Annotated in this window: 29 protein-coding genes and 1 riboswitch; of the genes, 28 read left to right on the top strand and 1 reads right to left on the bottom strand. The window is 42.5% G+C overall.

Going from position 1 to position 25,041, the window contains the following annotated elements:
* The first annotated feature begins 11 nt into the window (after positions 1 to 11).
* The 16 genes from sigF (at position 12) to MKY77_RS14460 (ending at position 12,883) form a co-directional block, all read left to right on the top strand.
* Positions 12 to 767: an RNA polymerase sporulation sigma factor SigF gene (sigF, locus tag MKY77_RS14535; RefSeq protein ID WP_339146563.1), complete on the top strand. Its 756-nt coding sequence runs from the start codon at positions 12 to 14 to the stop codon at positions 765 to 767.
* Between the two features lie 124 nt (positions 768 to 891).
* Complete coding sequence (locus MKY77_RS14530) at positions 892 to 1,512, top strand: stage V sporulation protein AA (RefSeq protein WP_339146562.1); 621 nt, start codon at positions 892 to 894, stop codon at positions 1,510 to 1,512.
* Positions 1,502 to 1,924 (top strand): stage V sporulation protein AB, encoded by a 423-nt coding sequence (locus tag MKY77_RS14525; protein WP_339149828.1) that lies wholly within the window; start codon positions 1,502 to 1,504, stop codon positions 1,922 to 1,924. The genes MKY77_RS14530 and MKY77_RS14525 overlap by 11 nt, the downstream gene beginning before the upstream one ends.
* A gap of 17 nt (positions 1,925 to 1,941) precedes the next feature.
* Positions 1,942 to 2,400, top strand: coding sequence for a stage V sporulation protein AC (gene spoVAC, locus MKY77_RS14520; RefSeq protein WP_339146561.1), 459 nt, complete (start codon positions 1,942 to 1,944; stop codon positions 2,398 to 2,400).
* Positions 2,401 to 2,411: 11 nt separating this feature from the next.
* Complete coding sequence (gene spoVAD / locus MKY77_RS14515) at positions 2,412 to 3,419, top strand: stage V sporulation protein AD (protein ID WP_339146560.1); 1,008 nt, start codon at positions 2,412 to 2,414, stop codon at positions 3,417 to 3,419.
* The gene (gene spoVAE / locus MKY77_RS14510) at positions 3,420 to 3,770 is read left to right on the top strand and encodes a stage V sporulation protein AE (protein ID WP_339146559.1); all 351 of its coding nucleotides are present in this window, start codon (positions 3,420 to 3,422) and stop codon (positions 3,768 to 3,770) included. It begins immediately after the preceding gene.
* Positions 3,771 to 3,776: 6 nt separating this feature from the next.
* The gene (locus MKY77_RS14505; protein WP_339146558.1) at positions 3,777 to 4,388 is read left to right on the top strand and encodes a stage V sporulation protein AE; all 612 of its coding nucleotides are present in this window, start codon (positions 3,777 to 3,779) and stop codon (positions 4,386 to 4,388) included.
* Positions 4,351 to 5,811 (top strand): spore germination protein, encoded by a 1,461-nt coding sequence (locus tag MKY77_RS14500; RefSeq protein WP_342515366.1) that lies wholly within the window; start codon positions 4,351 to 4,353, stop codon positions 5,809 to 5,811. Before MKY77_RS14505 ends, MKY77_RS14500 begins: the two co-directional genes overlap by 38 nt.
* A 226-nt stretch (positions 5,812 to 6,037) precedes the next feature.
* Positions 6,038 to 7,363, top strand: coding sequence for a diaminopimelate decarboxylase (lysA, locus tag MKY77_RS14495; protein WP_339146556.1), 1,326 nt, complete (start codon positions 6,038 to 6,040; stop codon positions 7,361 to 7,363).
* A 167-nt stretch (positions 7,364 to 7,530) separates the two neighbouring features.
* Positions 7,531 to 7,971 carry a peptidylprolyl isomerase gene (locus tag MKY77_RS14490; protein ID WP_223489689.1) on the top strand — a complete coding sequence of 147 codons (441 nt, stop codon included), beginning with the start codon at positions 7,531 to 7,533 and terminating at the stop codon, positions 7,969 to 7,971.
* Positions 7,972 to 8,151: 180 nt separating this feature from the next.
* Positions 8,152 to 8,367 (top strand): hypothetical protein, encoded by a 216-nt coding sequence (locus tag MKY77_RS14485; protein ID WP_342515365.1) that lies wholly within the window; start codon positions 8,152 to 8,154, stop codon positions 8,365 to 8,367.
* Between the two features lie 22 nt (positions 8,368 to 8,389).
* Positions 8,390 to 8,540: riboswitch (FMN riboswitch) on the top strand.
* A gap of 317 nt (positions 8,541 to 8,857) precedes the next feature.
* Positions 8,858 to 9,964: a bifunctional diaminohydroxyphosphoribosylaminopyrimidine deaminase/5-amino-6-(5-phosphoribosylamino)uracil reductase RibD gene (gene ribD, locus MKY77_RS14480; RefSeq protein ID WP_339146555.1), complete on the top strand. Its 1,107-nt coding sequence runs from the start codon at positions 8,858 to 8,860 to the stop codon at positions 9,962 to 9,964.
* A 4-nt stretch (positions 9,965 to 9,968) separates the two neighbouring features.
* The gene (gene ribE / locus MKY77_RS14475; RefSeq protein WP_339146554.1) at positions 9,969 to 10,628 is read left to right on the top strand and encodes a riboflavin synthase; all 660 of its coding nucleotides are present in this window, start codon (positions 9,969 to 9,971) and stop codon (positions 10,626 to 10,628) included.
* Between the two features lie 24 nt (positions 10,629 to 10,652).
* Entirely contained in the window at positions 10,653 to 11,846 is a 1,194-nt protein-coding gene (locus MKY77_RS14470; protein ID WP_339149827.1) for a bifunctional 3,4-dihydroxy-2-butanone-4-phosphate synthase/GTP cyclohydrolase II, read from the top strand.
* A gap of 54 nt (positions 11,847 to 11,900) precedes the next feature.
* Positions 11,901 to 12,365, top strand: coding sequence for a 6,7-dimethyl-8-ribityllumazine synthase (ribE, locus tag MKY77_RS14465; protein WP_237664421.1), 465 nt, complete (start codon positions 11,901 to 11,903; stop codon positions 12,363 to 12,365).
* Between the two features lie 155 nt (positions 12,366 to 12,520).
* Positions 12,521 to 12,883: a GNAT family N-acetyltransferase gene (locus MKY77_RS14460; RefSeq protein WP_339146553.1), complete on the top strand. Its 363-nt coding sequence runs from the start codon at positions 12,521 to 12,523 to the stop codon at positions 12,881 to 12,883.
* A 262-nt stretch (positions 12,884 to 13,145) separates the two neighbouring features.
* Here the strand turns inward: MKY77_RS14460 and MKY77_RS14455 are convergent, their stop codons facing one another.
* Positions 13,146 to 13,667: a DUF309 domain-containing protein gene (locus MKY77_RS14455; RefSeq protein ID WP_339146552.1), complete on the bottom strand. Its 522-nt coding sequence runs from the start codon at positions 13,665 to 13,667 to the stop codon at positions 13,146 to 13,148.
* Between the two features lie 118 nt (positions 13,668 to 13,785).
* On the opposite strand from MKY77_RS14455, the gene MKY77_RS14450 reads away from it, so the two are divergent.
* From MKY77_RS14450 to ccsB, 12 genes are all read left to right on the top strand, one after another.
* A complete protein-coding gene (locus MKY77_RS14450; RefSeq protein ID WP_339146551.1) occupies positions 13,786 to 14,568 on the top strand; it encodes a segregation/condensation protein A in 783 nt (260 codons plus the stop codon).
* Complete coding sequence (scpB, locus tag MKY77_RS14445; RefSeq protein ID WP_339146550.1) at positions 14,555 to 15,133, top strand: SMC-Scp complex subunit ScpB; 579 nt, start codon at positions 14,555 to 14,557, stop codon at positions 15,131 to 15,133. Before MKY77_RS14450 ends, scpB begins: the two co-directional genes overlap by 14 nt.
* A 135-nt stretch (positions 15,134 to 15,268) precedes the next feature.
* Positions 15,269 to 15,700 (top strand): hypothetical protein, encoded by a 432-nt coding sequence (locus tag MKY77_RS14440; protein WP_339146549.1) that lies wholly within the window; start codon positions 15,269 to 15,271, stop codon positions 15,698 to 15,700.
* 91 nt (positions 15,701 to 15,791) lie between these two features.
* Complete coding sequence (locus MKY77_RS14435) at positions 15,792 to 16,280, top strand: YpuI family protein (RefSeq protein WP_339146548.1); 489 nt, start codon at positions 15,792 to 15,794, stop codon at positions 16,278 to 16,280.
* A gap of 116 nt (positions 16,281 to 16,396) precedes the next feature.
* Positions 16,397 to 17,287: a superoxide dismutase gene (locus MKY77_RS14430; protein WP_339146547.1), complete on the top strand. Its 891-nt coding sequence runs from the start codon at positions 16,397 to 16,399 to the stop codon at positions 17,285 to 17,287.
* 139 nt (positions 17,288 to 17,426) lie between these two features.
* Positions 17,427 to 18,581 carry a D-alanyl-D-alanine carboxypeptidase family protein gene (locus MKY77_RS14425; protein WP_339146546.1) on the top strand — a complete coding sequence of 385 codons (1,155 nt, stop codon included), beginning with the start codon at positions 17,427 to 17,429 and terminating at the stop codon, positions 18,579 to 18,581.
* On the top strand, positions 18,575 to 19,165 hold the full coding sequence (locus MKY77_RS14420; RefSeq protein ID WP_237664429.1) for a nucleoside recognition domain-containing protein: 591 nt from the start codon (positions 18,575 to 18,577) through the stop codon (positions 19,163 to 19,165). The genes MKY77_RS14425 and MKY77_RS14420 overlap by 7 nt, the downstream gene beginning before the upstream one ends.
* Before the next feature lie 3 nt (positions 19,166 to 19,168).
* Complete coding sequence (locus MKY77_RS14415; RefSeq protein ID WP_339146545.1) at positions 19,169 to 19,702, top strand: spore maturation protein; 534 nt, start codon at positions 19,169 to 19,171, stop codon at positions 19,700 to 19,702.
* 567 nt (positions 19,703 to 20,269) lie between these two features.
* The gene (rluB, locus tag MKY77_RS14410; RefSeq protein ID WP_339146544.1) at positions 20,270 to 20,998 is read left to right on the top strand and encodes a 23S rRNA pseudouridine(2605) synthase RluB; all 729 of its coding nucleotides are present in this window, start codon (positions 20,270 to 20,272) and stop codon (positions 20,996 to 20,998) included.
* A gap of 641 nt (positions 20,999 to 21,639) precedes the next feature.
* A complete protein-coding gene (locus MKY77_RS14405) occupies positions 21,640 to 22,167 on the top strand; it encodes a thiol-disulfide oxidoreductase ResA (RefSeq protein ID WP_339146543.1) in 528 nt (175 codons plus the stop codon).
* Between the two features lie 16 nt (positions 22,168 to 22,183).
* Positions 22,184 to 23,845, top strand: a complete 1,662-nt coding sequence (locus MKY77_RS14400) for a cytochrome c biogenesis protein ResB (RefSeq protein ID WP_339146542.1) — start codon at positions 22,184 to 22,186, stop codon at positions 23,843 to 23,845.
* Positions 23,846 to 23,847: 2 nt separating this feature from the next.
* Positions 23,848 to 25,011: a c-type cytochrome biogenesis protein CcsB gene (gene ccsB / locus MKY77_RS14395; RefSeq protein WP_339146541.1), complete on the top strand. Its 1,164-nt coding sequence runs from the start codon at positions 23,848 to 23,850 to the stop codon at positions 25,009 to 25,011.
* The last annotated feature ends 30 nt before the right edge of the window (positions 25,012 to 25,041 follow it).

Below are 25,041 nucleotides of genomic sequence, written 5' to 3'. Positions count from 1 at the left end.
GAGCTAAGCCTATGGATGTCGAGGTCAAGAACCAAGCACAAACATACTTAAAAGATCATGAAGTGAAAGAACTGATAAAAAGAAGCCAGTCCGGTGAACAAGAAGCGAGAGATACGATAGTCCAAAAGAATATGAGGCTTGTCTGGTCTGTCGTTCAGCGCTTTATGAACAGAGGCTATGAGCCGGACGATCTGTTCCAGATAGGTTGCATAGGCCTATTGAAATCTGTGGATAAGTTCGACCTGTCATATGATGTGAAATTTTCCACCTACGCAGTTCCAATGATTATCGGTGAAATTCAGCGATTTATCCGGGACGACGGAAGTGTAAAGGTGAGCCGCTCATTAAAAGAAGTGGCGAACAAAATCAGGAAAGCCAAAGATGAATTGTCCAAAAGATATGGCAGAGTACCAACCGTCAACGAAATAGCGGAGTTCCTGGAGATTACAGCGGAGGAAGTCGTACTTGCACAAGAAGCGGCACGTGCACCTTCATCCATCCACGAAACCGTCTATGAAAATGATGGAGACCCTATTACGCTCTTGGATCAGATCGCTGACCATTCTGAACATCGCTGGTTCGATAAAATAGCCTTGAAAGAGGCAATTGAAGAACTTGATGAACGAGAAAAGTTGATTGTGTATTTGCGGTACTATAAGGACCAGACTCAAACAGAGGTCGCACAGCGTCTTGGTATATCCCAGGTGCAGGTGAGCCGATTGGAAAAGAAAATATTGCATCAGATGAAAGACCGTATGGATGAATGATGTCCATACGGTTTTTTTGTTTGGAGACGTGGTAATTCTTGGTGTTCTTTTTTCCTTTGCATGGTAAAACTCCCATTAATCCATACTACCTATACAATATCTTTTGGCAGGATGTGTTTGGAAGATGGATAAACCGCTGTACGTTCGCCTTCGTCATCGGATACAAGCTCGTCCAAATCAAACGATAAAATTGGAGGATGTTGCGCAGCTTGTCGCAGACACTGAAATTATTGAACAGGTACGCAGCATTGCCATTCATCAAGTGAATATGAGCGATAAATCCATTGTGGTGCTCGATGTGATGCGGATCATTAAAGAAATCCGAAAAGTCGGGGAAGATCTCGATATCCAAACCTTTGGTCCTGCTCAAACCATCGTGGAAATCGTGTACAAGAAGAAGAGATTTAGGCCTATATTTTTTGTTGCGGTCTGGATATTGCTTTTTCTTGGTGCAGCGCTTGCCATCATGAATTTCCATGAGGATGTAAGTATGCGTATCGTCCATCAGAAAATATTCAAGACTATTACCGGGCTTGAGGATGAGAAACCATTACTCCTCCAGATTCCATACTCTATAGGTTTAGGGCTCGGGATGATTCTATTTTTTAATCATGTGTTCAGGAAGCGCATTAACGAAGAGCCTAGCCCACTTGAAGTGGAAATGTTCAATTATCAACAAGATCTTGATCAGTATGTGATTATGCATGAAAACAAGGAGAGCTCGAAGAAAATTGATGACAATTAATATAGTATTCGTCGTTTTTCTGGGGTTGGCTGGTGGTCTTGCAGTTGGTTCTGGCTTCGTTGCTTTTTTAACGGTTCTCGGAATCATCCCAAGGCTCACTCAACTGACCAAAACTACAAAGTTTGTGTACGGATATGAGTGGGGAGTGATTGGTGGGGCCTTATTCGGGAGCTGGATCAGTTTGAATAGTGTTGCCTTTCATCTTCCTTCTTTTCTAGCTATCCCAATTGGCCTTTTTTGTGGGGTGTTTATTGGTCTTTTGGCTGCAGCATTGACGGAAGTACTTAATGTATTGCCGATTTTGGCAAAGCGTATTGGAGTGGATGGACAGATGGTCATTCTTTTGATGGCTATCGTGCTCGGTAAGATTGTCGGTTCCCTTTATCATTGGCTTGTGTTCGTAAATTTGTAAATGGAGGAGAGATAAAAATGGGAGAAAAGCTAAAAGACGATTATAAAAAAAACATAAAAAAATTCCAACCTAAACCCCCTTATGTTGTTAACTGTGTAAAAGCATTTCTTGTGGGGGGGCTTATTTGCCTGATCGGACAGGGCATTCAAAATTTCTATATGAATGTTTTCAACTTTTCGGAAAAAAATGTAGGTAATCCTACCGTTGGCACCCTAATCCTCCTTTCTGCCCTTCTTACCGGATTTGGCATTTACGACAAGCTTGGTCAATTTGCCGGTGCGGGTTCTGCAGTACCAGTTACTGGATTTGCCAATTCTATGACAAGCGCCGCCATGGAGCATCGAAGTGAGGGAATTGTCCTTGGTGTTGCCACAAATATGTTTAAGCTTGCAGGAAGTGTCATTGTATTCGGTGTGGTAGCCGCATACCTGGTAGGAATGATTAGATATCTTCTCAATATGAGTTTTACTGGTTAGGGGGAGAGGAAATGCGACTTATTGGAAAACAAAGCTGGCTATTCGAAAATCCAATCTATATCCGTTCAACTGGAACAGCGGTAGGGCCAAAAGAGGCGGATGGTCCTCTTGGAGAGTTGTTTGATAAGACATACCAGGAGCTTCATTGTGGTGAGGACAACTGGGAGCTTGCGGAAAGGAGACTGATGGAGCAGTCCATCCAATCCTGCTTGGAGAAAGAGAACCTGTCATACAAGGACATTGATTTATTCCTAGCCGGTGACTTGCTGAACCAGAATGTGACAGCCAATTATGTGGCACGGCATCACCAAATTCCTTTTCTATGTATGTTTGGTGCCTGCTCCACCTCGATGGAGACGCTGGCGATGGGTGCGGCGCTAGTGGATGCCGGATTTGCCAACAGGGTATTGGCATCCACTAGTAGCCATAATGCAACGGCGGAACGTCAATTTCGTTATCCAACAGAGTATGGCGGTCAAAAACCCGATTCAGCCACCTTCACGGTTACCGGATCGGGAACGGCCCTTGTCAGTAGGGAACCAAGTCCAATCAAAATTACATCAGCAACCATTGGGAGAGTGATCGACCTTGGTATCACAGACCCTTTTGATATGGGATCTGCGATGGCGCCAGCTGCTGCAGATACCATACAGGCACACTTTCAGGATTTGAATGTCAACCCTGATCACTACGATCTGATCGTTACCGGGGATCTCTCCGGAGTGGGCAGTCCGATTTTGAAAGAGCTGTTGAAGGAAGAAGGGTATGATATTACGGTTAAACACAGTGATTGTGGATTGATGATTTTCAGGCCAGACCAAGAGGTTTTTGCGGGAGGAAGCGGATGTGGCTGCTGTGCAGTCGTCACTTATTCTCACATCATCAATGAGTTGAAAACAGGCATGATGAACAGGGTGTTGGTTGTGGCAACAGGTGCATTGCTGAGTCCAACGATGATTCAACAAAACGAATCAATTCCGACCATTGCCCATGGTGTCGTGTTAGAGAGGGTGGAGTAGATGGAATATCTAATAGCATTCGTGGTCGGTGGATTGATTTGTGTGATTGGCCAGCTACTAATGGACTTCGCTAAGCTTACCCCTGCACATGTCATGAGTAGTTTTGTGGTGGCGGGAGCCGTTCTGGATGGCTTCGGGATATATGACAAGCTAATCGACTTTGCTGGAGCCGGTGCAACCGTTCCGATTACAAGCTTCGGTCATTCTTTATTACACGGTGCCATGCATCAATCTGAAAAACATGGCTTTATCGGGATAGGGATGGGGATATTTGAATTAACCTCTGCAGGGATATCGGCTGCTATTCTTTTTGCCTTTATCGTAGCACTTATCTTTAAGCCGAAAGGGTAGATACTCATGCAAAAAAAACGGGTCATTTTGATTACTGATGGAGATGTATATGCCAAAAAAACAATACAACTTGTAGCCAAGCATTATGGAGGTAGATGCATTTCGGCTTCATTCGGCAATCCTACTCTGCTAAGTGGGGAAGAACTGGTGAAGCTCATATTAATGGCGAAAAGTGAACCCGTTTTTGTCATGTTTGATGATAGTGGCTTCCTTGGGGAAGGGGCAGGGGAGCGCGCTTTGAGATACGTAGCCACCCACCCACAGACGGATGTGTTGGGTGTTATCGCGGTTGCATCCAAGACTCATCAGTCCGAATGGACCAAGGTCCATGTCACCGTGGATCGTGATCTTCAAGTCTCTTCTCATGGAGTCGATAAAAGTGGAATACAAGAAATGGATATTGGAAGAATAAACGGTGACACCGTGTATTGTTTAGATGAATTACACTTTCCGCTCATTGTCGGAATTGGCGATATTGGCAAAATGGCACGGAAAGATGATGTAAGTCGAGGAGCTCCCATTACGAGCAAAGCGGTCGAAATCATTTTAGAGAGGAATGGGTACGATGTCTCACAATGGAATGGAAAAAGTACCAATATCACCGAAGCTGACGATTAATGAACAATTCTTCAAAGATGAAGTCGGACTGGATGTAAGCTTTGACCTTGGGGTAAGGAAAATCACCGTACTTGGAAGAGAGCTGAATATCTATTATGTAAATGGACTATGCGATACGATGTTCATCATTGAAATCATGGAAGAATTACTTCATATCAATGATTTCGAAAAGAAATCATACAAAGTGAAAGAAATTGTCCATAACCGCTTGGTAAACCAACAGGTTAACAGCATTGAATACATGGATGAAGTGGTTGACCAGGTGCTAAGTGGTCTGATCGTCATTTTGCTTGAAGGGGAAGATAGCGGATATGTGATTGATACCCGTTCCTATCCTGGTCGAAATCCTGAAGAACCTGACACAGAAAAAGTGGTGCGTGGAGCACGTGATGGCTATGTGGAGAACATCATTGTCAACACAGCGTTAACACGCCGTAGAATCAGGGATGAGAGACTTCGTTATGAAATTTTCCAAGTCGGAGAACGTTCTAAAACTGACATATGTCTTGCATACATAAAAGATGTTGCTGATCCCGATTTGGTGGATATTATTCGAAAAGAAACCAAGAACATCGACATAGATGGATTGACGATGGCAGATAAAACAGTGGAAGAGTTCATCGTCAAGCAGGGCTTCAACCCGTTTCCGCTCGTACGGTACACGGAGAGGCCAGATATCGCAGCGACCCATCTATTAGAAGGCCATGTCGTTGTCATGGTGGATACATCGCCAAGTGTCATCATCACGCCTACCACCTTCTTTCACCACGTTCAGCATGTGGAAGAGTACCGTCAATCTCCAGCGGTTGGTACGTTTGTCCGATGGGTTCGCTTTTTAGGTATATTTGCATCTTTATTCCTTTTGCCCCTATGGTTCCTCATGGTTCTAGAACCAAGTCTATTACCAGAGCAAATCGGTTTTGTCGGACCAAATGAAGAATCAAATATACCAATCGTGTTTCAAATCTTTTTAGCTGATATCGGGATAGAGTTTCTGAGGTTGGCAGCCATCCACACCCCTACTGCGTTGTCAACCGCGATGGGTCTGATTGCTGCTGTTTTAATCGGTCAAATCGCTATTGATGTAGGACTGTTTGTTCCGGAAGTCATTCTATATGTGGCTGTTGCGGCCATTGGGTCGTTCACTACGCCAAGTTATGAATTAAGTGTGGCCAATAAAATAGTCCGGCTGTTACTGTTGATAGTGGTTGCTTTATTCCATGTGCCTGGACTGGTTGTTGGTGTGACAATCTTTGTGTTGTTCCTTGCAGGGACACGATCCTTAAACACACCATACTTATGGCCGTTAATACCATTCAGTCCTAAGGCTCTCTTTATGATTATGATTCGCAGAAGTACACCAGGGGCTAAAATACGGCCAAGTATCGTCCATCCAAGGAATCGATTCAGGCAGCCACAATAACAAACTAGTAAGAATATTCGCTTGATAGAGGGGGTTAGATGTGATAGAGTTTAGTTTAATCAAGTGCAGAATGAAAGTGATTTATATGAACAGCTAAAGATTCTGTTTAGCTGTTTTTTGCTTAAATTTTGTAAACAGGGGCTAGAACACATCCACATCTCTCTAGTAGGGAATATGGTATATAATAGAGCTACATATAAACTAAAAGCGTAAGGGGAAACGGCAGATGTATTTTCATGGAACCAGTAAAGTGAACGCAAAAGGACATTTGGAAATAGGAGGAGTCGACACGATCGAGTTGGCGACCGAATACGGCACTCCACTCTATGTATATGATGTGGCGCTAATAAGAGAGCGTGCACGTGATTTTCAGAAAACTTTTAAAAACTTAGGTGTAAAAGCTCAGGTAGCTTACGCAAGTAAAGCTTTTTCTTCTGTTGCCATGTTTCAATTGGTTAAAGAGGAGGGCTTATCTCTGGATGTAGTGTCAGGAGGAGAGCTTTATACCGCTTTAATTGCAGATTTTCCCGTAGAACGCATCCATTTCCATGGCAATAACAAGAGCGTTGAGGAGCTAGAAATGGCAGTGAAGAAGAAAATTGGTTGTGTGGTAGTCGATAACTTTCTGGAACTGAAGCTTCTACAGGAGGTTTGCGAGAACCAAGGCTATGTTATGCCGATTCTCCTTCGAGTTACGCCAGGTATCAATGCGCATACACATGATTATATTTTAACAGGTCAGGAAGATTCCAAGTTTGGATTTGATTTGCAAAGCGGCCAGGCGCATGAAGCGATGCAAATAGCCTCAACGGCACCTCATTTGGACTTATTGGGGGTTCACTGCCATATCGGTTCCCAAATCTTTGAAACAACCGGATTTAAGCTTGCAGCAGGGAAACTTTTTGAAACATTAAAGGAATGGAACGAGCAGGATGGATTTGAAGCACGTGTGGTAAACCTAGGTGGAGGGTTCGGGATCCGTTATACAGCCGAAGATAATCCTCTTCCTGCCTCGGTCTATGTAGAAGAAATCATTTCCGATGTACAATCTTTTGTTGCCGGCCATGGATTGAAGATGCCGGAGATCTGGATTGAGCCAGGCCGTTCTTTAGTAGGGGATGCCGGCACAACCATCTATTCAGTAGGATCGAAAAAAGAGATACCGAACATAAGACATTACTTGGCAATTGATGGTGGCATGACGGATAATATCAGACCTGCTCTCTATCAGGCTAAATATGAAGCAGTACTTGCAAACAGAGTAAAAGAGGAAGCAGACGACAAGGTTTCCATAGCAGGAAAATGCTGCGAATCCGGTGATATGCTCATTTGGGACCTTCCTTTACCAAAAGCCAACCATGAAGACTATCTGGCAGTATTCTGTACTGGAGCGTACGGATATGCAATGGCCAACAACTACAATAGGATTACCAAACCGGCAGTGGTGTTCGTAGAAGATGGTGAGGCTCAGTTAGTCATTAGACGTGAAACGTTTGAAGATCTTGTGAGATTGGATCTGCCATATCAAGCGAAAAGCAAGATTGTAAAATAATCTAGTTGGAAGAAACGAGTCCATTCTCCTTGGAGATGGGCTTTTTGATTGTATTAAAGGTGGGTGGTTTAATCAACAGGAAATCCATCCGTCATCTTACTTCCTTTTCAACTTGATTTCATGTATGATAAAAACTGGTTCAATTTATTACAAAGGAGATGTTCATAATGGCAAAAACAGGATACATACTAATGGAAAATGGCGAGAAGATTGAATTCGAACTTTATCCAAACGAAGCACCTAATACGGTTGCTAACTTTGAAAAATTAGCGAACGAAGGGTTTTACAATGGTGTAACTTTCCACCGTGTTATCCCTGGTTTCGTAAGCCAAGGTGGAGACCCGACTGGTACGGGTGCAGGCGGAAGCGGAACTACGATCAAGTGTGAAACAGAAGGAAACCCACATAATCATGAAGCGGGAAGCTTATCCATGGCACACGCTGGAAGAGACACTGGTTCTAGCCAATTCTTCATCGTTCATCAACCTCAACCACACTTGAACGGAGTTCATACGGTCTTCGGTAAAGTGACTTCCGGTTTAGAGACTGCTAGAAACATGAAAAATGGCGATGTTATGGAGAAAGTGGAAGTAACGGACGCTGAATAAGGCCAAAAGCGGGAGCAGAGATGCTCTCTCTTTTTTTACTACGCTCTTTTCTCAAAGATTGATGCTATTCACTTGTAAAAAGTCAGAAATTGGACTTTTTACTGCTTACTTACTCTAAAAGGTACAAGTAGTATCTTAAGTACAGTAAGGAAAAGAGCACGACAGCAAGGGAAACAACGGTTGATGTATCCATACGAAAAAGCAACCAAGTTTACGAAAAGAGCCTTTTACTACGAGAAGGAAGCAGGGAATTACATTGAACAAAAAGAATTGGATATTACTCGGTGTATTGCTAACGATGTCCCTGATTTGGGGGCTAATCTACTGGTTTTTCATCGTATGACATACTTATCTGAAACTTTAAATTTTACTTATTGTGAAGATATGCTAAAATAATAATGAAAGACAACTACATATGAATGTCCTTCGGGGGTGGGTGAAATTCCCTACCGGCGGTGATGAAGCCAAGTGCTTCTTAGTCCGTGACCCGGTTTTCTTGATAAAGAAAAGCGGTGGATCTGGTGCAACTCCAGGGCCGACAGTGAAAGTCTGGATGGGAGAAGGATTATAGATTGCAAGCAGTGTAAAATTAATATCAGTACACTGTTTATTTTCCTATACGCAATTTTAATCCACCAAACCTCTAAGGCCAAATTCTTAGAGGTTTTTTTATATGTAAAGGCTATTTTTTGTAAACTTTGTTGATTTTTCGTATTTTGTATCAAACGTTATATTCCATACTGTCCTGCTCTTTTCCTTGTTGTAATAAAATTATTATCTGCCTATTTTGGAGTATGTAAGCAGTAAAAAGTCCAATTGCCGACTTTTTACTAGTGGATAGCAACAAACAATGAAATAAGAGCCTAAGTAAAAAGGAGGGGCCACATTGGACGATCAATACTATATGAAATTTGCAATAGATCTTGCAAAACGTGCAACAGGCCAGACCTCTCCTAACCCAGTGGTAGGGTCAGTCGTTGTAAAAGACGGGGAGATTGTTGGATTTGGTGCACATCTTAAAGCAGGCGAATCACACGCGGAAGTAAATGCCATCAAGATGGCAGGGTCCAATAAAACAAAAGGTTCGACTGTTTATGTCACTTTGGAACCTTGTAGTCATTATGGTAAAACTCCCCCATGCTCGGATTTGCTCATCCAATCCGAAGTGAATAGAGTAGTCATTGCATCAGTCGATCCCAATCCTCTGGTAGCAGGAAAAGGAATTGAAAAGCTCCGCAAAGCCGGTATAGAGGTGGACTTGGGAATATGTCAGGAAGAAGCACTAGCTTTAAATAAAGTGTTTTTTCACTACTTAAAGACGAATCAGCCTTATGTGACGTTGAAAACGGCTGCAAGCTTGGACGGTAAAACGGCAACTCATACATTTGAGAGCAAGTGGATTACAGGAGCGGAAGCACGCTTGGATGTCCATCAGTACCGGCATCAACACGATGCGATCCTAGTCGGGGTGGGTACGGTGCTAGCCGATAATCCGAGCCTGACAACCAGACTACCGAACGGTGGAAAAAATCCGATAAGAATTATTTTGGACACTCAGTTGCGTACACCATTGCATGCAAAGGTGGTTACAGATGGAGAGGCACCGACTTGGATCATTACTGGCGCAAAACCGGATGTGGAAAAAGAAAAAGCTCTTCAGAACAAAGATGGAGTAAGGGTCCTTTCTCTACCTTCGCTGAAAGTGGACATTGTACCACTCTTATCTTTGTTGGGAGAGGAAGGGGTCACGTCGTTATTTGTGGAAGGCGGATCCACGGTAAATGGCAGTTTCCTTAAAGAAAAAGCCATCAATCAGGTCATAACCTATATTGCACCTAAGTTAATCGGAGGAAATGACGCTCCGACGTTAATAGGTGGGGAGGGTTTTGCAACGATGGCAGAAACTGTCGATCTGGAAATAAAAGAATGTACGCAAGTTGGTAAGGACTTGAAGATTGTCTCGGTACCTATATTAAACGGGAAGGAGGAATGAGCACTTGTTTACGGGAATCATTGAAGAAATAGGAACAATCAAACAAATCATTAGGGGTGACCAGGCAATAATATTAGAGATAGAAGCTCAGAAGGTATTAAAAGATGTAAAGCTCGGGGACAGTATCGCTGTCAACGGTGTGTGTTTGACTGTTACAACTTTCTCGGCGAACCGCTTTACAGTGGATGTCATGCCTGAAACGGTTCGTGCAACTTCCTTACAGTCTTTGAATGCAGGTTCTAAAGTAAACCTCGAACGGGCCATGATAGCAAATGGTAGATTTGGCGGGCATTTTGTAAGTGGACATGTCGATGGAACAGGTATCATTCACGATAAAAAAAGGGTGGCAAACGCTGTCTACTATACCATCACGGTAAATGCTGATCTTTCACGCTACTTGATGTTGAAGGGGTCGGTTACAGTAGACGGTACCAGTTTAACGATATTTGGCGTATCGGATCATAGCTTTACCATATCACTCATTCCACACACATTGAATGAAACCATTCTTGGAGGAAAAGGTAAAGGAGATACCGTAAATATTGAAGTGGACATGCTGGCAAAATATATGGACCATCTGTTGAAGCAACATAATCAACATGTAGGTTCATCTCCTAAGTCCGGTATGTCAGCATCATTTTTAGAAGAGCATGGATTTAAATAAGGTGAGGTGAGGACGATGAGTGGAATTTTTAATTCGATTGAAGAAGCATTAGCAGACCTTCAGGAAGGCAAGGTCATCATCGTTTGTGATGATGAGGACAGGGAAAATGAAGGGGACTTTGTTTCCCTTGCAGAAAAGACAACTCCTTCTGTCGTGAATTTCATGGCCACTCATGGGCGTGGATTGATTTGTGTTCCCGTTCAGGAGGAGCTTGCAGAAAAATTGGACCTAGTTCCAATGGTGAACCACAATACGGACTCACATGGAACCGCATTTACTGTAAGTATTGACCATATTTCGACGACAACGGGTATTTCTGCATTTGAACGTTCTACCACCATACTGGAACTGTTATCATCAACATCAAAAGCAGGAGATTTCAAACGCCCTGGACACATTTTTCCGCTTGTGGCAAAAAAGGGTGGGGTCTTAAGAAGGGCAGGACATACAGAAGCTGCGGTAGACCTGGCTCAAATGAGCGGATCCTCCCCAGCCGGAGTGATCTGTGAAATAATGAACGAAGACGGATCTATGGCGCGTGTTCCCGAACTTAGGAAGATTGCCGATAAGTTTGACTTGAAAATGATTACAATCAAAGATTTAATTCAATATCGTAACCGAAAGGACAAACTTGTTCAAAGGGAAGTGGAAATCAAGCTTCCTACCGAATTCGGGGATTTTAGAGCCGTTGGTTATTCCAATATCGTTGATGGCAAGGAACATGTGGCCTTGGTAAAGGGAGAAATTAGCCCTGACAAACCGACACTTGTTCGCGTCCATTCAGAGTGCTTGACAGGAGATGTGTTTGGTTCGAACCGTTGTGACTGCGGACCGCAGTTGCATGCAGCATTGGCACAAATAGATGAAGCTGGCAACGGTGTGCTCCTTTATATGAGGCAAGAGGGGCGTGGCATCGGGCTTCTGAACAAGATGCGAGCCTATAAGCTTCAGGAACAAGGTTACGATACAGTGGAGGCCAATGAAAAACTGGGGTTTGGCGCAGATTTGAGGGATTATGGAATCGGGGCTCAAATTCTCCGGGATCTTGGGGTTTCCCAAATGAAGCTGCTAACGAATAACCCTCGTAAAATTGCTGGATTAAAAGGCTATGAGTTGGAGGTAGTGGACCGTGTGCCACTCCAAATGCCAACAAAAGAAGCGAACGAAAACTATTTAAAAACCAAGCATTCAAAATTGGGGCATATGTTGCATTTTTAATATTAATTATTCCGGTATGATAGTACAGTACCGTAAAAATAGGAGGAACATTTCATGGCAAAGGTATTTGAAGGGAATTTAGTAGGAACAGGACTTAGAGTAGGGATTGTGGTTGGAAGATTTAATGAGTTTATTACAAGCAAGCTTCTTGGTGGAGCGCAGGACGCTCTCAAAAGACACGGTGTGGAAGAGGGTCAGGTGGATGTGGCTTGGGTACCAGGTGCTTTTGAAATTCCTTTAGTGGCAAAAAGAATGGCTGATTCCGGGAAATACGATGCAGTAATCACACTTGGCACAGTGATCCGTGGCTCGACTCCTCATTTTGATTATGTCTGCAATGAGGCAGCTAAAGGGGTATCCCAAGCTTCCATGCAATCTGGAATTCCTGTTATCTTCGGCGTGCTGACAACAGAAACCATTGAACAGGCTATTGAACGAGCAGGTACGAAAGCAGGTAACAAAGGCTGGGAAGCTGCGGCGTCTGCCATTGAAATGGCCAATTTATTACGAGAATTTTAAGATTTATTTCAAAAGGGTGTACTTTAAAGCTTTGATTGGATAGAATGTATATTTAAGAGTATGAAAATCTTTCAAATAGGAACATTCTGGTGTAATTTTCCTATACTATTTGTAGTTACACTGATGAAAGTTTTTTCGATAATGAGGGGTAATATATGTTAATTCGTTATAAGAAGAGCTTTGAGAAAATTGCTATGGGTCTTATGTCCTTTATGCCAACTGAAAAAGAGCTGAAGAAGTTACAGCAATCCATGAGAGACTACGAAGATAAAGAAAACTGGCAGCTTTTTCTTTGGAAAGAAGACGATATCATTGGACTGATCGGTATCGAGTTGGAGGAGGACAGCTTCACCATTCAACATATCAGTGTCATACCATCCCATCGTGGACAAGGTTTTGGCAAGAAAATGGTCGTGGCGCTCACAGAAACCTATCCTAACAAAGCGGTGAAAACAACACAATATACAACTGCATTTATTGAAAAATGTGATCTAGATGAAAAAGAATGTAGTGAATAACTGCATATAGGAGAAAAACGACGGCTTTCTAATGAAAGTGCGTCGTTTTTTGCGTTGTAAAGATGAATTTTCACGTGGGCTACAATACGGGAAAATCCGGAAAATGAAATTACAAGCGGAACTGCAGCAAATAGAGTCCGGGAAATGAAAATACAAGCGAAAATGCACCCAATACATGCCGTTCGACAAAAACTTCACATTTCTACAATAGGCCAGCACATTCAATCCCTTTCCCATCCCACTCCCTAAAGCCCGACTAATCCTATTCTTGCCGCTTCCGCAGGTTAAGCTGGCGTCGCCTCTCTGCAATCACTTCAGTACGATCTCGGAGAGTATGCCTGTTCACCAATGAACCATCAAGCAAATCACTTGCTGCACCCCAAGCTTTTCTCGATTTTTTCGCCATAGCTTCACAAGATATCTGCAGTTCAGGGTCTGCTATCGGCAAATTCAAGCTGCTATATGGTTCTTCCCTTCGTACACAATCAATCCGCTCTCCAAGCAATATAACCAATTTACGACTATCAAGTCCCAACGCATTAATTTCTGCTGACTCTTTACCGATAATCGAATGGGCATTTTGAAGCATTCGCAAAGCTCCCTTGTAATTCCCACGTCGCTGGTGGTAGAGCCCCACAGCAATCTGAATGAGCCCAACCCAATGAATCTCCCGCTCGGCTGCATCTTTTTCCTTCCAATATTCCTCTAGAACCTCATGGCATTCGAAATAGTCTCTATCACAATGAAAATGGTATAAATAATCAAGATAAGCTTTCGGATACAAAGGATTTCCCCCTTTATGTAAATCTAATAATATTTTAACATAATCATGAAAACTCTATAAAATAATGCCGGAATACTCTATACTATTGTATAGTTTGATGTTTATGTTAGGTGGATGAATGATTGTGCAGGAATATAATGTGAAAGTAGAGGCCTTTGAAGGCCCATTGGATTTATTATTACATTTGATAAACAGGCTGGAGATTGATATATATGATATCCCGGTTGCTCAGATCACCGAGCAATACTTATTATACATACATACCATGAAAGAATTGCAATTGGATGTTGCTAGTGAATACCTTGTAATGGCTGCAACGCTGATTGAAATCAAAAGCAAAATGCTTTTGCCGAAACACGATGAAGAGTTGCCAGATGAGGAAGATGAATTTGCAGAGTATGAAGAAGATCCCCGTGAGGAATTAATGAACCGACTGATCGAATACAGAAAGTATAAAGAAGCAGCCGATGACCTGAAAGAGATGGAGGAAGAAAGAAGCCACCTCTATACAAAACCGCCAAGTGACCTCAGTGATCTTATGAGGGATGTGCAACCTGATGAGGTCAAACTCGATGTTTCCCTATATGACATGCTTGGAGCTTTACAAAAGCTGATGCGTAGAAAAAAAATCCAAAAGCCCATGCAAACGAGAATAACAAGACAAGAAATACCTATAGAAAAGCGGATGGAGGAACTGATGCAAGATTTGCGTCAATTTAAGGGTCGTAAACATTTCTATGAACTTTTTCCTGAATCAAGTAAGGAATATATTGTTGTTACCTTTTTGGCCATATTGGAACTTTTAAAGAAAGATAGCATACTGTTGGAGCAGGATAATAACTTTGCGGATATCTATGTTTCATACAAGGAAGGAGGAAACGAGGAAATTGACTATTACTAATTGGAAAGCGATTGTCGAGAGTCTCCTGTTTGCCGCAGGAGACGATGGACTGACGCTTAAACAACTTACGACGGTACTCGAGGTGGAGGAACATATCGTAATTGATATATTGGCTGACCTTCAAAAAGGGTATAAGAAAAAGGAACGGGGAATAACGTTAATTGAGCTAGCAGGAACGTATCAGCTGACAACGAAGAAAGAACACTCTGTATATTTGAAAAGACTGGTGGAATCTCCCACATCCCAAACTCTTTCCCAGGCAGCTCTTGAAACATTGGCGATTGTGGCCTATAAGCAACCTATCACAAGGACCGAAGTGGAGAATATCCGCGGAGTGAAAAGTGAAAGACCCCTGCAAACATTGGCTGCAAAAGCCCTTGTCAAAGAAGTGGGACGAGCAGAAGGTACCGGAAGGGCGATTCTTTATGGCACTACAAAAGAGTTCCTGGACTACTTTGGATTGAAAGATATTAAAGAATTGCCACCGCTGACGGTGAACATGGAAGAAATGGACGAGGAAGCGGATTTATTTTTCGAAAAGTTTCAAGAAACATTTGAATCTTAAGATTATTTTTTTATAATATGGTAAAATAGTAGTACAGATGGCTTTAACATAGCCACGCTTGATAGCACTCCACGTTGATGGTAGTGGAATATCGACAATCAGATTCATGGAATGAGAGCAATAGGGAGTGAACGCATGCGTATAACTGAAATTAGAGGGTATGAATTAGAAAAAGCCCAATCCAACACGTCGGAGGATTTTTTCAACAGATCCGTTGTGTCATTTGAAGATGCTGGGGAACAAAGGACGTTTCATGTACTTTATATTCGCTATTTCGACGAAACGTTTGCTGAATTTATTCCGAATATCCAACAAAAAGAAGATCCCATTTTTGAATTGGGGGGCAGGCAGATCACGTTCAAAGATCTGGTAGCCATCATCTGCTTAATCAAAAATCCAAGTTTTCGCCAGAGAAAGCGAATTTATATCAACACGAAGGAAGAGCTTGCAAGCTATTTCGAGGGTGTGAATATTTCGAAGTTAAAAGAAATCTTCGAAGGCCTGCAGCAAAATGGAGAATACCGACTTACATCTCCCCTTAACTTTTTAGCACAACCATCATCTTGAAATGGGCCAAGCAGTAATACTTTTAGCTTACCTTACGTAACTTATAGAAACTGCCAGATAGAAAAAATAATAGTTGGAGGGTCATTCTTAAATGGCAAATACAATTGTTAAATCACAAACAGAACAGGTCGAGAGTTTTTTAGGAAATACAGTACATCAATTGAACGCATTTTTAAACGAGGCTACTTTAACCGCTTTGATGGAGGAATCTTCAACAAAGCAAGAGTACGTGGAACTCCTGTTATTAAATACTCGCCGCCTTGCCGTTTTCTGTGATGAGGGGTTGAATGCTTGTCAGGTCATCCTCAAAAGTGAACCATTCAGGAAATCTGCCGCAGAGAAGGTACTATATAATATTTATCACCAATGCATTGAAGAGTTTTTTGCTCCAAGAAACGATGCATGGTATGAGGACAGCCGCTCTGCCTATACAGGTAAGAACTCCATTCAGTTTCACGAAGCGCCACCAGAGTCTTTAAAAGTGGTGATACGCGGCCTTGAAAGTGAGTTCCAGGCTGTCCGTGAAGAATTGGAATACTATGAAACAGATTACCGTACTAAAATGATCCAAAGCAATTAATCATTGAAAGCACCCAATCCATCCGGACTGGGTGTTTTTTATTTTTACGCCAGCCACCGTTCCTTATTGCCCAATTTTTGCATAGAATACAACGATGAGTGCAGAGGAGGGGAACAATGATAAAGCAAAATCAACTTGTTTTCAAGCAGTTCTTGGCAGACGTGGAGGAATGGTGCCTCGATATATTGACCGCCAATCAGAGAGAGGGGAACGAGCACCGAAATAACTGGTTACAAGAAACCAGGGGAATCCTAAAAAGGGTACAGGACACTGCCCAATCAGAGTACATTTATGAACCGGAAGTCCTCGATATTAAAAGGTGTGTGGAAGAAGTGGCGCAAGGGATGCAGAGTGTAAGCATTGGAAGAGTGAATAATGGGAGAGTGCCTATTGGGCAACATACACTGCCCCCACTTCCATATCCATATAATGCGCTTGAACCATATATATCAAGGGATATAATGGAGCTTCATCATTTAAAACATCATAAAAGCTATGTGGATGGCTTGAACAAAGCCGAAATGAAGATGCTGGAAGCAAGGGAAACCGGCGATTTTGATTTAATTAAACATTGGGAACGGGAAGCGGCCTTTCACGGATCCGGACATTATTTGCATACCATGTTCTGGGACAATATGTCGCCAACTGGAGGTGGCCAACCAAGCGGCAGATTGATGCAACAGCTCATCCAGGATTTCGGAAGCTACGAAAAATTCAAAAAACATTTTTCAGAGGCGGCTGATAAAGTTGAAGGGGTGGGATGGGCATTACTTGTCTGGTCACCGCGTGCTCACCGATTGGAAATCCTTCAGACGGAAAAACAACAGCTCTTCACCCAATGGGATACCATCCCTCTGCTCGGTTTGGATGTTTGGGAGCATGCTTATTATCTGCAATATAAGGATGATCGCAAGGACTATATTGAAAAGTGGTGGAATCTGGTGAACTGGAAAGACGTTGAAAAACGTTACCAGGAAGCATCCAAGTTAAAATGGAAAGCCTATTGAGTGTGTGACAAGGGGAGGTGCGAACCTTCCCTTTTATATGTTTTACATTAGCTGCTTTTCATTCCCCCATAAAAACCATTCATAAATATGGACAGGTGTCGCATAAACTTGTACAAAAATAGATAAGGGATGGGATTGGATGTCTCTAACGCAAAAGGTGCTCAGCATCGTCTTGGTAGCGCTGCTGATATTTAGTATAAGTTTTTCTCAAAAGGCTACAGCGGAGCAGGTTGGGGTCAGTGCGCGAAATGCGGTATTGATAGAACAAGAGAGCGGCAGGATTATTTATGAAAAAAGTGCACATGACAAACAGCGGATTGCCAGCATTACAAAGGTGATGACGGCAATCCTTGCCATTGAATCCGGTAAAATGGACGAGATTGCGACCGTTAGCGAAAAAGCGATTAGGGCGGAAGGGTCTTCTATCTATTTGAAACCAGGAGAAAAGATAAAACTGGAACACCTCGTGTATGGGCTGATGCTTCGTTCCGGAAATGATTCTGCGGTAGCTATTGCCGAGCATGTGGGAGGCAGCTTGGAAGGCTTTGTATACATGATGAACGAAAAAGCTGCTGAGCTGGGAATGATCCATACGGAATTTGCCAATCCGCATGGATTGGATGATCACGAAAATCATTATTCCACTGCCTATGACATGGCGCTTCTAACTAGATATGCAATGCAAAACGATAAGTTCAAAAAAATTGCAGGCACGAAAGTGTACCGTGCACCGGCTGCGCCAGGTGAAACTTGGGACAGAAGCTGGACAAACAAACATCGCCTTGTAACAGGCATGTATCAATATGCCACTGGAGGCAAAACAGGATACACCAAACGAGCAAAAAGGACACTTATCACCACAGCATCCAAGGATGGGTTGGATGTAATCGCCGTAACATTGAATGGCCCAGATGACTGGAAAGACCATATATATATGTTTAATCGTGCATTTGTTGATTATGAGCTCTATGAAATTGCGGAGAAAGGTAAATTAAGAGACATTAAGGACGATTTTTATAAAGGGAAAGTCACGCTTACTCGGGATATCAAATTTCCTATGACCAAAAAAGAGAAGGACAACACACGTGTGAAAATCACGCTAGTGAAGCCCAAGAAGGAATGGAAAGATGAAGGGGATATTCCAGAAGTGGTAGGTGAATACACCGTAATCGTCCAGGATGAAGCTGTGGTGGAGACGCCGATCTATTATGAGAAGAAAATCGAAAAAGAAGGTGGATTCTGGAATATATTTAAGAATATCTTCTTTATTGGGGCAGGGAAGTTTCCATGGTAAACATTATCTGGGTGGCGATGACGATTATCGGAATCATATTCGCTATGATTAATGGAACGATGGACAAAGTAAATGAAGCTATATTCACCGGTGCAAAGGAAGCTGTCACCATTTGTATAGGCTTTATCAGTATTTTGGTTTTTTGGCTCGGATTGATGAGAATCGCTCAGGAAGCAGGACTACTTGAGAAGTTGGCATCTCTTTTCAAACCAATTGTCCGCAGGATTTTTCCGGAGGTTCCACCAGATCATCCTGCCATGGGGTATATGTTATCCAATATGATTGCAAACATGTTCGGTCTCGGTAATGCGGCAACACCAATGGGGATCAAAGCAATGGAGCAGCTTAGGGAACTTAATGGGGGGAAAGTAGAAGCGAGCCGCTCCATGATAACATTTTTGGCAATTAACACATCAAGCCTTACATTGATTCCTACCACAGTAATTGCCATCAGGATGAACTATGGCTCAGCTGCTCCAACTGAAATAGTCGGACCTACTTTAGTTGCAACTTTATGCTCTACCATTGCAGCCATATCCATAGACCGATTTTTCTATTATCGTAGAATGGCAAAAAGGAGGTAGGCGATGCAGGTTATTTCACTAATTTCTCTCTGGCTGATTCCCCTCATAATCGGATTCATCCTTCTCTATGCGACATTCAAGAAAGTTCCCACTTATGAGACCTTCGTTGAAGGAGGTAGAGAGGGAATCAAGATAGCCATTTCCATCATTCCATTTCTGGTAGGAATGCTTGTAGCTATTTCCATATTCCGGGCATCCGGCGCACTGGACTTTCTTGTAGAATTCGTTCGACCAGCGATGCAGGCCATCGGAGTACCAGCTGAAATTGTTCCTCTTTCCATTATTCGACCCATATCAGGTACCGCAGCACTTGGTATGACAACGGATATGATTGCGACATATGGGCCTGATTCCTTCATGGGCCGTCTAGCCTCCATTTTACAGGGAAGTACGGATACGACTCTGTATGTCATTACCGTCTATTTTGGGGCAGTGGGGATCAAGAAAATGGGTGATGCGCTAAAAGTGGGGTTGTTAGCGGATATTGTGGGGATTATCGTTTCCATACTGGTTGTGACATTCTTTTTTGCGATGTAGTATTGTGATAGTTTCACCATATATTTAGTTGAGGTCTTCAAGAATGGGATGAAGGCCTCTTTGAGTTGGAATAATGAGAAGTAGAGGCTTTCAAGGAAGCGATGGTGAACTTTTTGAATTGGGAAAATGAGAAGAAGAGGCTTTCAAGGGAGGGATGAAGACCTCTTTTGGATTGAAATAAAAGGAGAGAGGTTTTCATAAGAGAGATGAAGACCTCTCTGGGCTGGCAAAAGAAAAAGGGAGGTCTTCATAAGAGAGATGAAGACCTCTCTGAGTAGGCAAAAGAAAAAGGGAGGTCTTCATAAGAGAGATGAAGACCGCTCTTGATTGGCAAAAGAATAAGGGAAGTCTTCATAAGAGGGATAAAGACCTTCTTGAGCTAAAAAAAGAATAAAACAACTCTTCATGAAATGTGTCAGCCCCGAAGCCGACAACCATAAGTTTTTCTTTCTTTTTAGGAAAGACTGCAGGTATAATTAGAGTTTGTGAATATTGGAAAGAATAGTGGTAGAGAAATCTTGGCTTTTCTTAGGAAAGTCGGGTAAGATGTTGAATGAGGTGAAAGAAATGGAACGGTTACAAAAAGTAATAGCACATGCCGGTGTGGCATCTAGAAGAAAAGCAGAAGAACTGATAAAAGAAGGTAAAGTCAAAGTTAACGATAAAGTAGTAAAAGAACTTGGGGTCAAAGTGTCTTCTAACGATAAGATTGAAGTGGAGGGCGTCCAAGTTGAAAGAGAGGAACCTGTCTACTTCCTATTATATAAGCCAAGAGGCGTCATCTCCAGTGTAAGTGATGATAAAGGTAGAAAGGTCGCTACAGACTTTTTCCCATATATACCAGAACGAATCTATCCGGTAGGGCGATTGGATTATGATACATCTGGTCTGTTGTTGATGACCAATGACGGCGAATTCGCAAATGCGCTGATGCATCCCGCTTCAGAGGTAGAAAAGGTGTATGTTGCCAAACTGAAAGGTATTCCTTCCCGTGAAGCAATCAAAAGCTTGGAGAGAGGCATCAAGCTTGAAGATGGCAAGACGGCACCAGCAAGAATAAAGTTGCTTTCCATGGAGCGGACTAAAAATACATCCATTTTTGAAATCAGTATTCATGAAGGCCGTAACAGGCAAGTTCGCCGTATGTTCGAAGCAATCGGGCATCCAGTCATGAAGCTGAAAAGGGAACGTTACGGTTTCCTTACACTTCAGGGTCTTTCCGCCGGTGAAGCTCGTGAACTGACACCGCATGAAGTGAAACAGCTGCGGGTAATGGCGACAAAGCCGAAGAAATAGCAATAGTATGAAGGAAAGCGGAGGAAGCTTAATAGGCAGCTTCCGCTTTTGTTTATGCACAGACACCGTACTAGTTTAATGGTGTCGTAGTAGCTGGAAAATAATTTTGGCACGAACTTGGGGTAGTTTGGCATGAACTCGATGTGTTTTGGCACGAACTCGATGCATTTTGGCATGAACTCGATACGTTTTGGCACGAACTCCCTTCAAATTGGCATAACTTGTCGGATGGGCCTATTGTGATAAAGCCCGAAAGCGAGTAAATATGGATATCCTCTCTTTTTCGATGGATAAATGTTCGTTTGAATGGATATGTTGCCCTTTAGGAAGGATAAAATCTATTTAGGATGGATATATGCTCCAAAAGGATGGATAAACACGACCGCCACGTCCCAAAACGGGCACCTTCCGCTTTTCTGATTGTCTAGCTACGGCGGCTAGGCCCTCGAGGTCATAAGCCAGTTTTCTGCAGAGGTCAAAGAGCGACCTCTTCCGAAAACTGTCTTATGCTTGTCGGGCCTGAACGAGCCGCCTCCGCTTTTCTTGGTGTCACAAAACCTTCATATTCTATTATCTATGTAAAAAGTAGTAAATGTTATAATAACAAGGATGAAATGTCTCAGTTTTAGGAGAGTATGTAGATGAATAAAAAGCAACGTTTAGTTATGCGTACAACCATTCTGCTGCTTCTTTTATTAGCGATTGGATATACGATGTATACAACCTTCTTTCAATCCAAGGAGATTGTAGATGTGGGGGATGAGGCACCTAACTTCGTGCTGACCGATTTGGAAGGTAATGAAGTGATGTTGTCTGATTACCGCGGAAAAGGGGTCTTTCTAAACTTTTGGGGAACTTGGTGCAAGCCTTGTGAACGGGAAATGCCCTATATGGAAAACCAATATCAAGCATATAAAGACCAAGGCGTCGAAATCATTGCAGTGAATATCCAAGAAACGAACCTGGCAGTAGAGAAATTCAGGGACCGTCATGGGTTGACGTTTCCCATTCCTATGGATAAACACGACCAGGTAAGACAGGCTTATGGAATCCTTCCTTTGCCTACTACCATCCTCATTGATGAAAATGGGAAGGTCGTGAAGAAAAGTTCCGGTGAATTGTCTGAAGGTAATATAAAGGAATTCATGGAAATGATCAAGCCTGAATAATAGGGAGTTTATACGTATGAATGATATTAAATGTGAGTGTGGACACCTCAATCCAGAGGGGACCATTCTTTGTGAGGCGTGTGGAAAGCCGACGGAGAATGACCACAGCAAAGAAAAACTATTGGATATGCGCTATGAAGGTAGTGCAAGGCGTTCACAAACCTATAACAAAACCATTATTGATAAAGTGTGGAACTTCTTTTCGTCCGTGAAAGTAGGGATTTGGATTATTTTCATTATCCTAGTGGCTTCTTCCATCGGGACGATTTTTCCACAAAAGGATTATATTAACCAGACTATTCCTCCCCATATCTATTATGAACAGGAGTACGGTTTTGCCGGTAAAATGTACTATACTCTTGGATTCCACGATCTGTATGGTTCATGGTGGTACATGCTTCTGATAGCAGCACTTGGCATATCCCTTGTCATTGCCAGTCTGGATCGATTTATTCCTCTACATAAATCGTTAAAAACCCAAAAGGTGACTAGACATGAGAGCTTCATGAAGCGCCAACGTGTGTTTGGAACTACTATGGTCCATGGGGATGCGGAAGCGGAAATAGAGAAAGCAAAACAAGGGTTATTGAAAAGAAAGTTCAATGTCAGAGAAGAAGATGGAAATATCCTCGCGGAGAAAAACCGTTTTTCTAGATGGGGACCATATGTAAACCATATAGGTATCATAATATTCTTGATTGGTGCCATGCTGCGGTTCTTTCCGGGCATGTACGTGGACGAAGTTGTTTGGGTGCGTGAAGGGGAGACAAGGTTGGTACCAGGCACTGGTGGCCAGTATTATCTAAAAAACGAAGGCTTTATTTTTGAAACCTATAATAGCGAATCATCAGACGAAATATTCAACTCTGCGATCTCCAGGGCTGGGGAAGATGCCATTGCAAGCAATTTCCAGACGAATGCCGTTCTCTATGAACGACAAGGAGAATTCATTGTAGGGGCAGAGCCGGAATTAAAAGAAGTAAAAGAGCATGCCATCCAGGTGAACCAACCATTGAAGCATGACAACTTTGCTTTTTATCAAGTGGATTATAAGTTGAATGAATTTAAAACCATGTCATTCAACCTTGAAAATAAGGAATCCGGAGATAATTTTGGTACAATTAAAGTGGATCTCTTAAACCCTGAGTCAAGTTATGATTTAGGGGATGGAAGATCCATCGAACTTGTAAACTATTTTCCTGATTTCACTTTAGAAAGTGGAGAGCCAGCAACCAAGACAAGAGTTCCGAACAACCCTGCTTTTGTTTTCCGGATGATCACACCGGAAACATCTGAGGGAGAAATTGCCTTGGTCGCAATTAGACAAAACATAGAACCGAATGGTACCAACGAAAACAAAATGACATTTGCCGGTTTTGAAACACGGAACGTTTCCGGATTGACGGTCCGAAAAGACCTTACCCTTTGGATCCTTGGACTTGGTGGTACCATCTTCATGATCGGTGTCATCCAGGGGATGTATTGGAATCACCGTCGTGTCTGGGTCAGAAAAGTAGGCAATGAGATTTTCGTTGCAGGACATACGAACAAAAATTGGTTTGGGTTGAAAAATGAAATCAACAAAGCATTTGAACAAACTTCCATCTCCATTCCTGTTGATCAAGTGGAAGCGGAAAAGGAACAGGAAAAAGACAGAGAAAAGAAAGAGGAGGTCTAAAGATGGCACAGCTCAGTGGAAATTTACTATATGCTGCTTTTATCCTTTACCTTGTTGGAACAGCCTTCTTTGGCGGAGCCATACGTGGAAAACAAGGCAATAAAGCTGCTAAAATAGGAATTAGTATTACCATTCTAGGTTTTATTGCACAGTTAGGTTATTTCATCACACGCTGGATAGCGGGTGGACATGCACCTGTCAGTAACCTGTTTGAATTTACGACATTCTTCGGGATGATGATGGTTTTAGCATTCATTGTCATTTATTTCATTTATAAAACAAGCACATTGGGAGTATTTACACTACCAATTGCCTTATTGCTTATTGCCTATGCGGCCATGTTTCCAAGTGATATCTCACCGCTTATCCCGGCGCTGCAAAGTCACTGGCTGGCAATTCACGTTTCTACGGTAGCATTGGGAATTGCCATCCTTTCCGTTAGCTTTGCCGCAGGTTTAATTTACCTTGTAAAAGTGGTAGATTATACAAAAAAAGGGCAAAAACCGTTTTGGGTTGAATTCACCCTCTATGTATTGATTTCCTTCCTAGGGTTCATCCTTATCTCCATAGGGTTTGGTGCAATGGACTATGAAGCTCAATTCTCCTATATCAACAAAGAGGGTGCACAAGCACAAGTTGAATATAACTTATATCCAATTGTCGGACCTAATGAAGGAGAACTATTGACAGAAGGAAGAATGGATTCTCTTGTGAACCTTTCACCTTGGATTAATACTCTTAAACTGAACACAGTGATTTGGTCTCTACTTGGAGGTGCCATCCTTTACCTGATTTTACGTCTTGTCTTAAGAAAGCCTATTGGACAAGCATTAAAACCTGCTGTTTCAAGAGTGAACCTTAACATGGTTGATGAAATTGGTTATCGTGCCGTTACCATTGGTTTCCCTGTATTCACACTTGGAGGTTTGATATTTGCTGCCATTTGGGCACAAATTGCCTGGTCGAGGTTCTGGGCATGGGATCCTAAGGAAGTATGGGCATTCATCACTTGGCTCTTTTATGCTGGATATCTTCATTTGCGCCTTTCTAAAGGTTGGGAAGGGGAGAAATCGGCTTGGCTGACGCTTGTCGGTTTTGCCATCATCTTGTTCAATCTTATCGGAGTAAACCTAATCATTGCCGGACTTCACTCTTATGCAATGTAATACCTATAATGAGCCTTCACAAAGTTGTGG

The sequence above is a fragment of the Sutcliffiella sp. FSL R7-0096 genome (assembly GCF_038595065.1).
GTDB lineage: Bacteria > Bacillota > Bacilli > Bacillales > Bacillaceae_I > Sutcliffiella_A.
This window is presented reverse-complemented; position numbering and strand designations above follow the sequence as displayed.

Coding starts and splice junctions, on each gene's coding strand:
- sigF (WP_339146563.1), top strand. CDS start 12: ATGGATGTCGAGGTCAAGAACCAAGCACAAACATACTTAAAAGATCAT.
- MKY77_RS14530 (WP_339146562.1), top strand. CDS start 892: ATGGATAAACCGCTGTACGTTCGCCTTCGTCATCGGATACAAGCTCGT.
- MKY77_RS14525 (WP_339149828.1), top strand. CDS start 1,502: ATGACAATTAATATAGTATTCGTCGTTTTTCTGGGGTTGGCTGGTGGT.
- spoVAC (WP_339146561.1), top strand. CDS start 1,942: ATGGGAGAAAAGCTAAAAGACGATTATAAAAAAAACATAAAAAAATTC.
- spoVAD (WP_339146560.1), top strand. CDS start 2,412: ATGCGACTTATTGGAAAACAAAGCTGGCTATTCGAAAATCCAATCTAT.
- spoVAE (WP_339146559.1), top strand. CDS start 3,420: ATGGAATATCTAATAGCATTCGTGGTCGGTGGATTGATTTGTGTGATT.
- MKY77_RS14505 (WP_339146558.1), top strand. CDS start 3,777: ATGCAAAAAAAACGGGTCATTTTGATTACTGATGGAGATGTATATGCC.
- MKY77_RS14500 (WP_342515366.1), top strand. CDS start 4,351: ATGGAAAAAGTACCAATATCACCGAAGCTGACGATTAATGAACAATTC.
- lysA (WP_339146556.1), top strand. CDS start 6,038: ATGTATTTTCATGGAACCAGTAAAGTGAACGCAAAAGGACATTTGGAA.
- MKY77_RS14490 (WP_223489689.1), top strand. CDS start 7,531: ATGGCAAAAACAGGATACATACTAATGGAAAATGGCGAGAAGATTGAA.
- ribE (WP_237664421.1), top strand. CDS start 11,901: ATGGCAAAGGTATTTGAAGGGAATTTAGTAGGAACAGGACTTAGAGTA.
- MKY77_RS14460 (WP_339146553.1), top strand. CDS start 12,521: ATGTTAATTCGTTATAAGAAGAGCTTTGAGAAAATTGCTATGGGTCTT.
- MKY77_RS14450 (WP_339146551.1), top strand. CDS start 13,786: ATGATTGTGCAGGAATATAATGTGAAAGTAGAGGCCTTTGAAGGCCCA.
- MKY77_RS14440 (WP_339146549.1), top strand. CDS start 15,269: ATGCGTATAACTGAAATTAGAGGGTATGAATTAGAAAAAGCCCAATCC.
- MKY77_RS14435 (WP_339146548.1), top strand. CDS start 15,792: ATGGCAAATACAATTGTTAAATCACAAACAGAACAGGTCGAGAGTTTT.
- MKY77_RS14430 (WP_339146547.1), top strand. CDS start 16,397: ATGATAAAGCAAAATCAACTTGTTTTCAAGCAGTTCTTGGCAGACGTG.
- MKY77_RS14425 (WP_339146546.1), top strand. CDS start 17,427: ATGTCTCTAACGCAAAAGGTGCTCAGCATCGTCTTGGTAGCGCTGCTG.
- MKY77_RS14420 (WP_237664429.1), top strand. CDS start 18,575: ATGGTAAACATTATCTGGGTGGCGATGACGATTATCGGAATCATATTC.
- MKY77_RS14415 (WP_339146545.1), top strand. CDS start 19,169: ATGCAGGTTATTTCACTAATTTCTCTCTGGCTGATTCCCCTCATAATC.
- rluB (WP_339146544.1), top strand. CDS start 20,270: ATGGAACGGTTACAAAAAGTAATAGCACATGCCGGTGTGGCATCTAGA.
- MKY77_RS14405 (WP_339146543.1), top strand. CDS start 21,640: ATGAATAAAAAGCAACGTTTAGTTATGCGTACAACCATTCTGCTGCTT.
- MKY77_RS14400 (WP_339146542.1), top strand. CDS start 22,184: ATGAATGATATTAAATGTGAGTGTGGACACCTCAATCCAGAGGGGACC.
- ccsB (WP_339146541.1), top strand. CDS start 23,848: ATGGCACAGCTCAGTGGAAATTTACTATATGCTGCTTTTATCCTTTAC.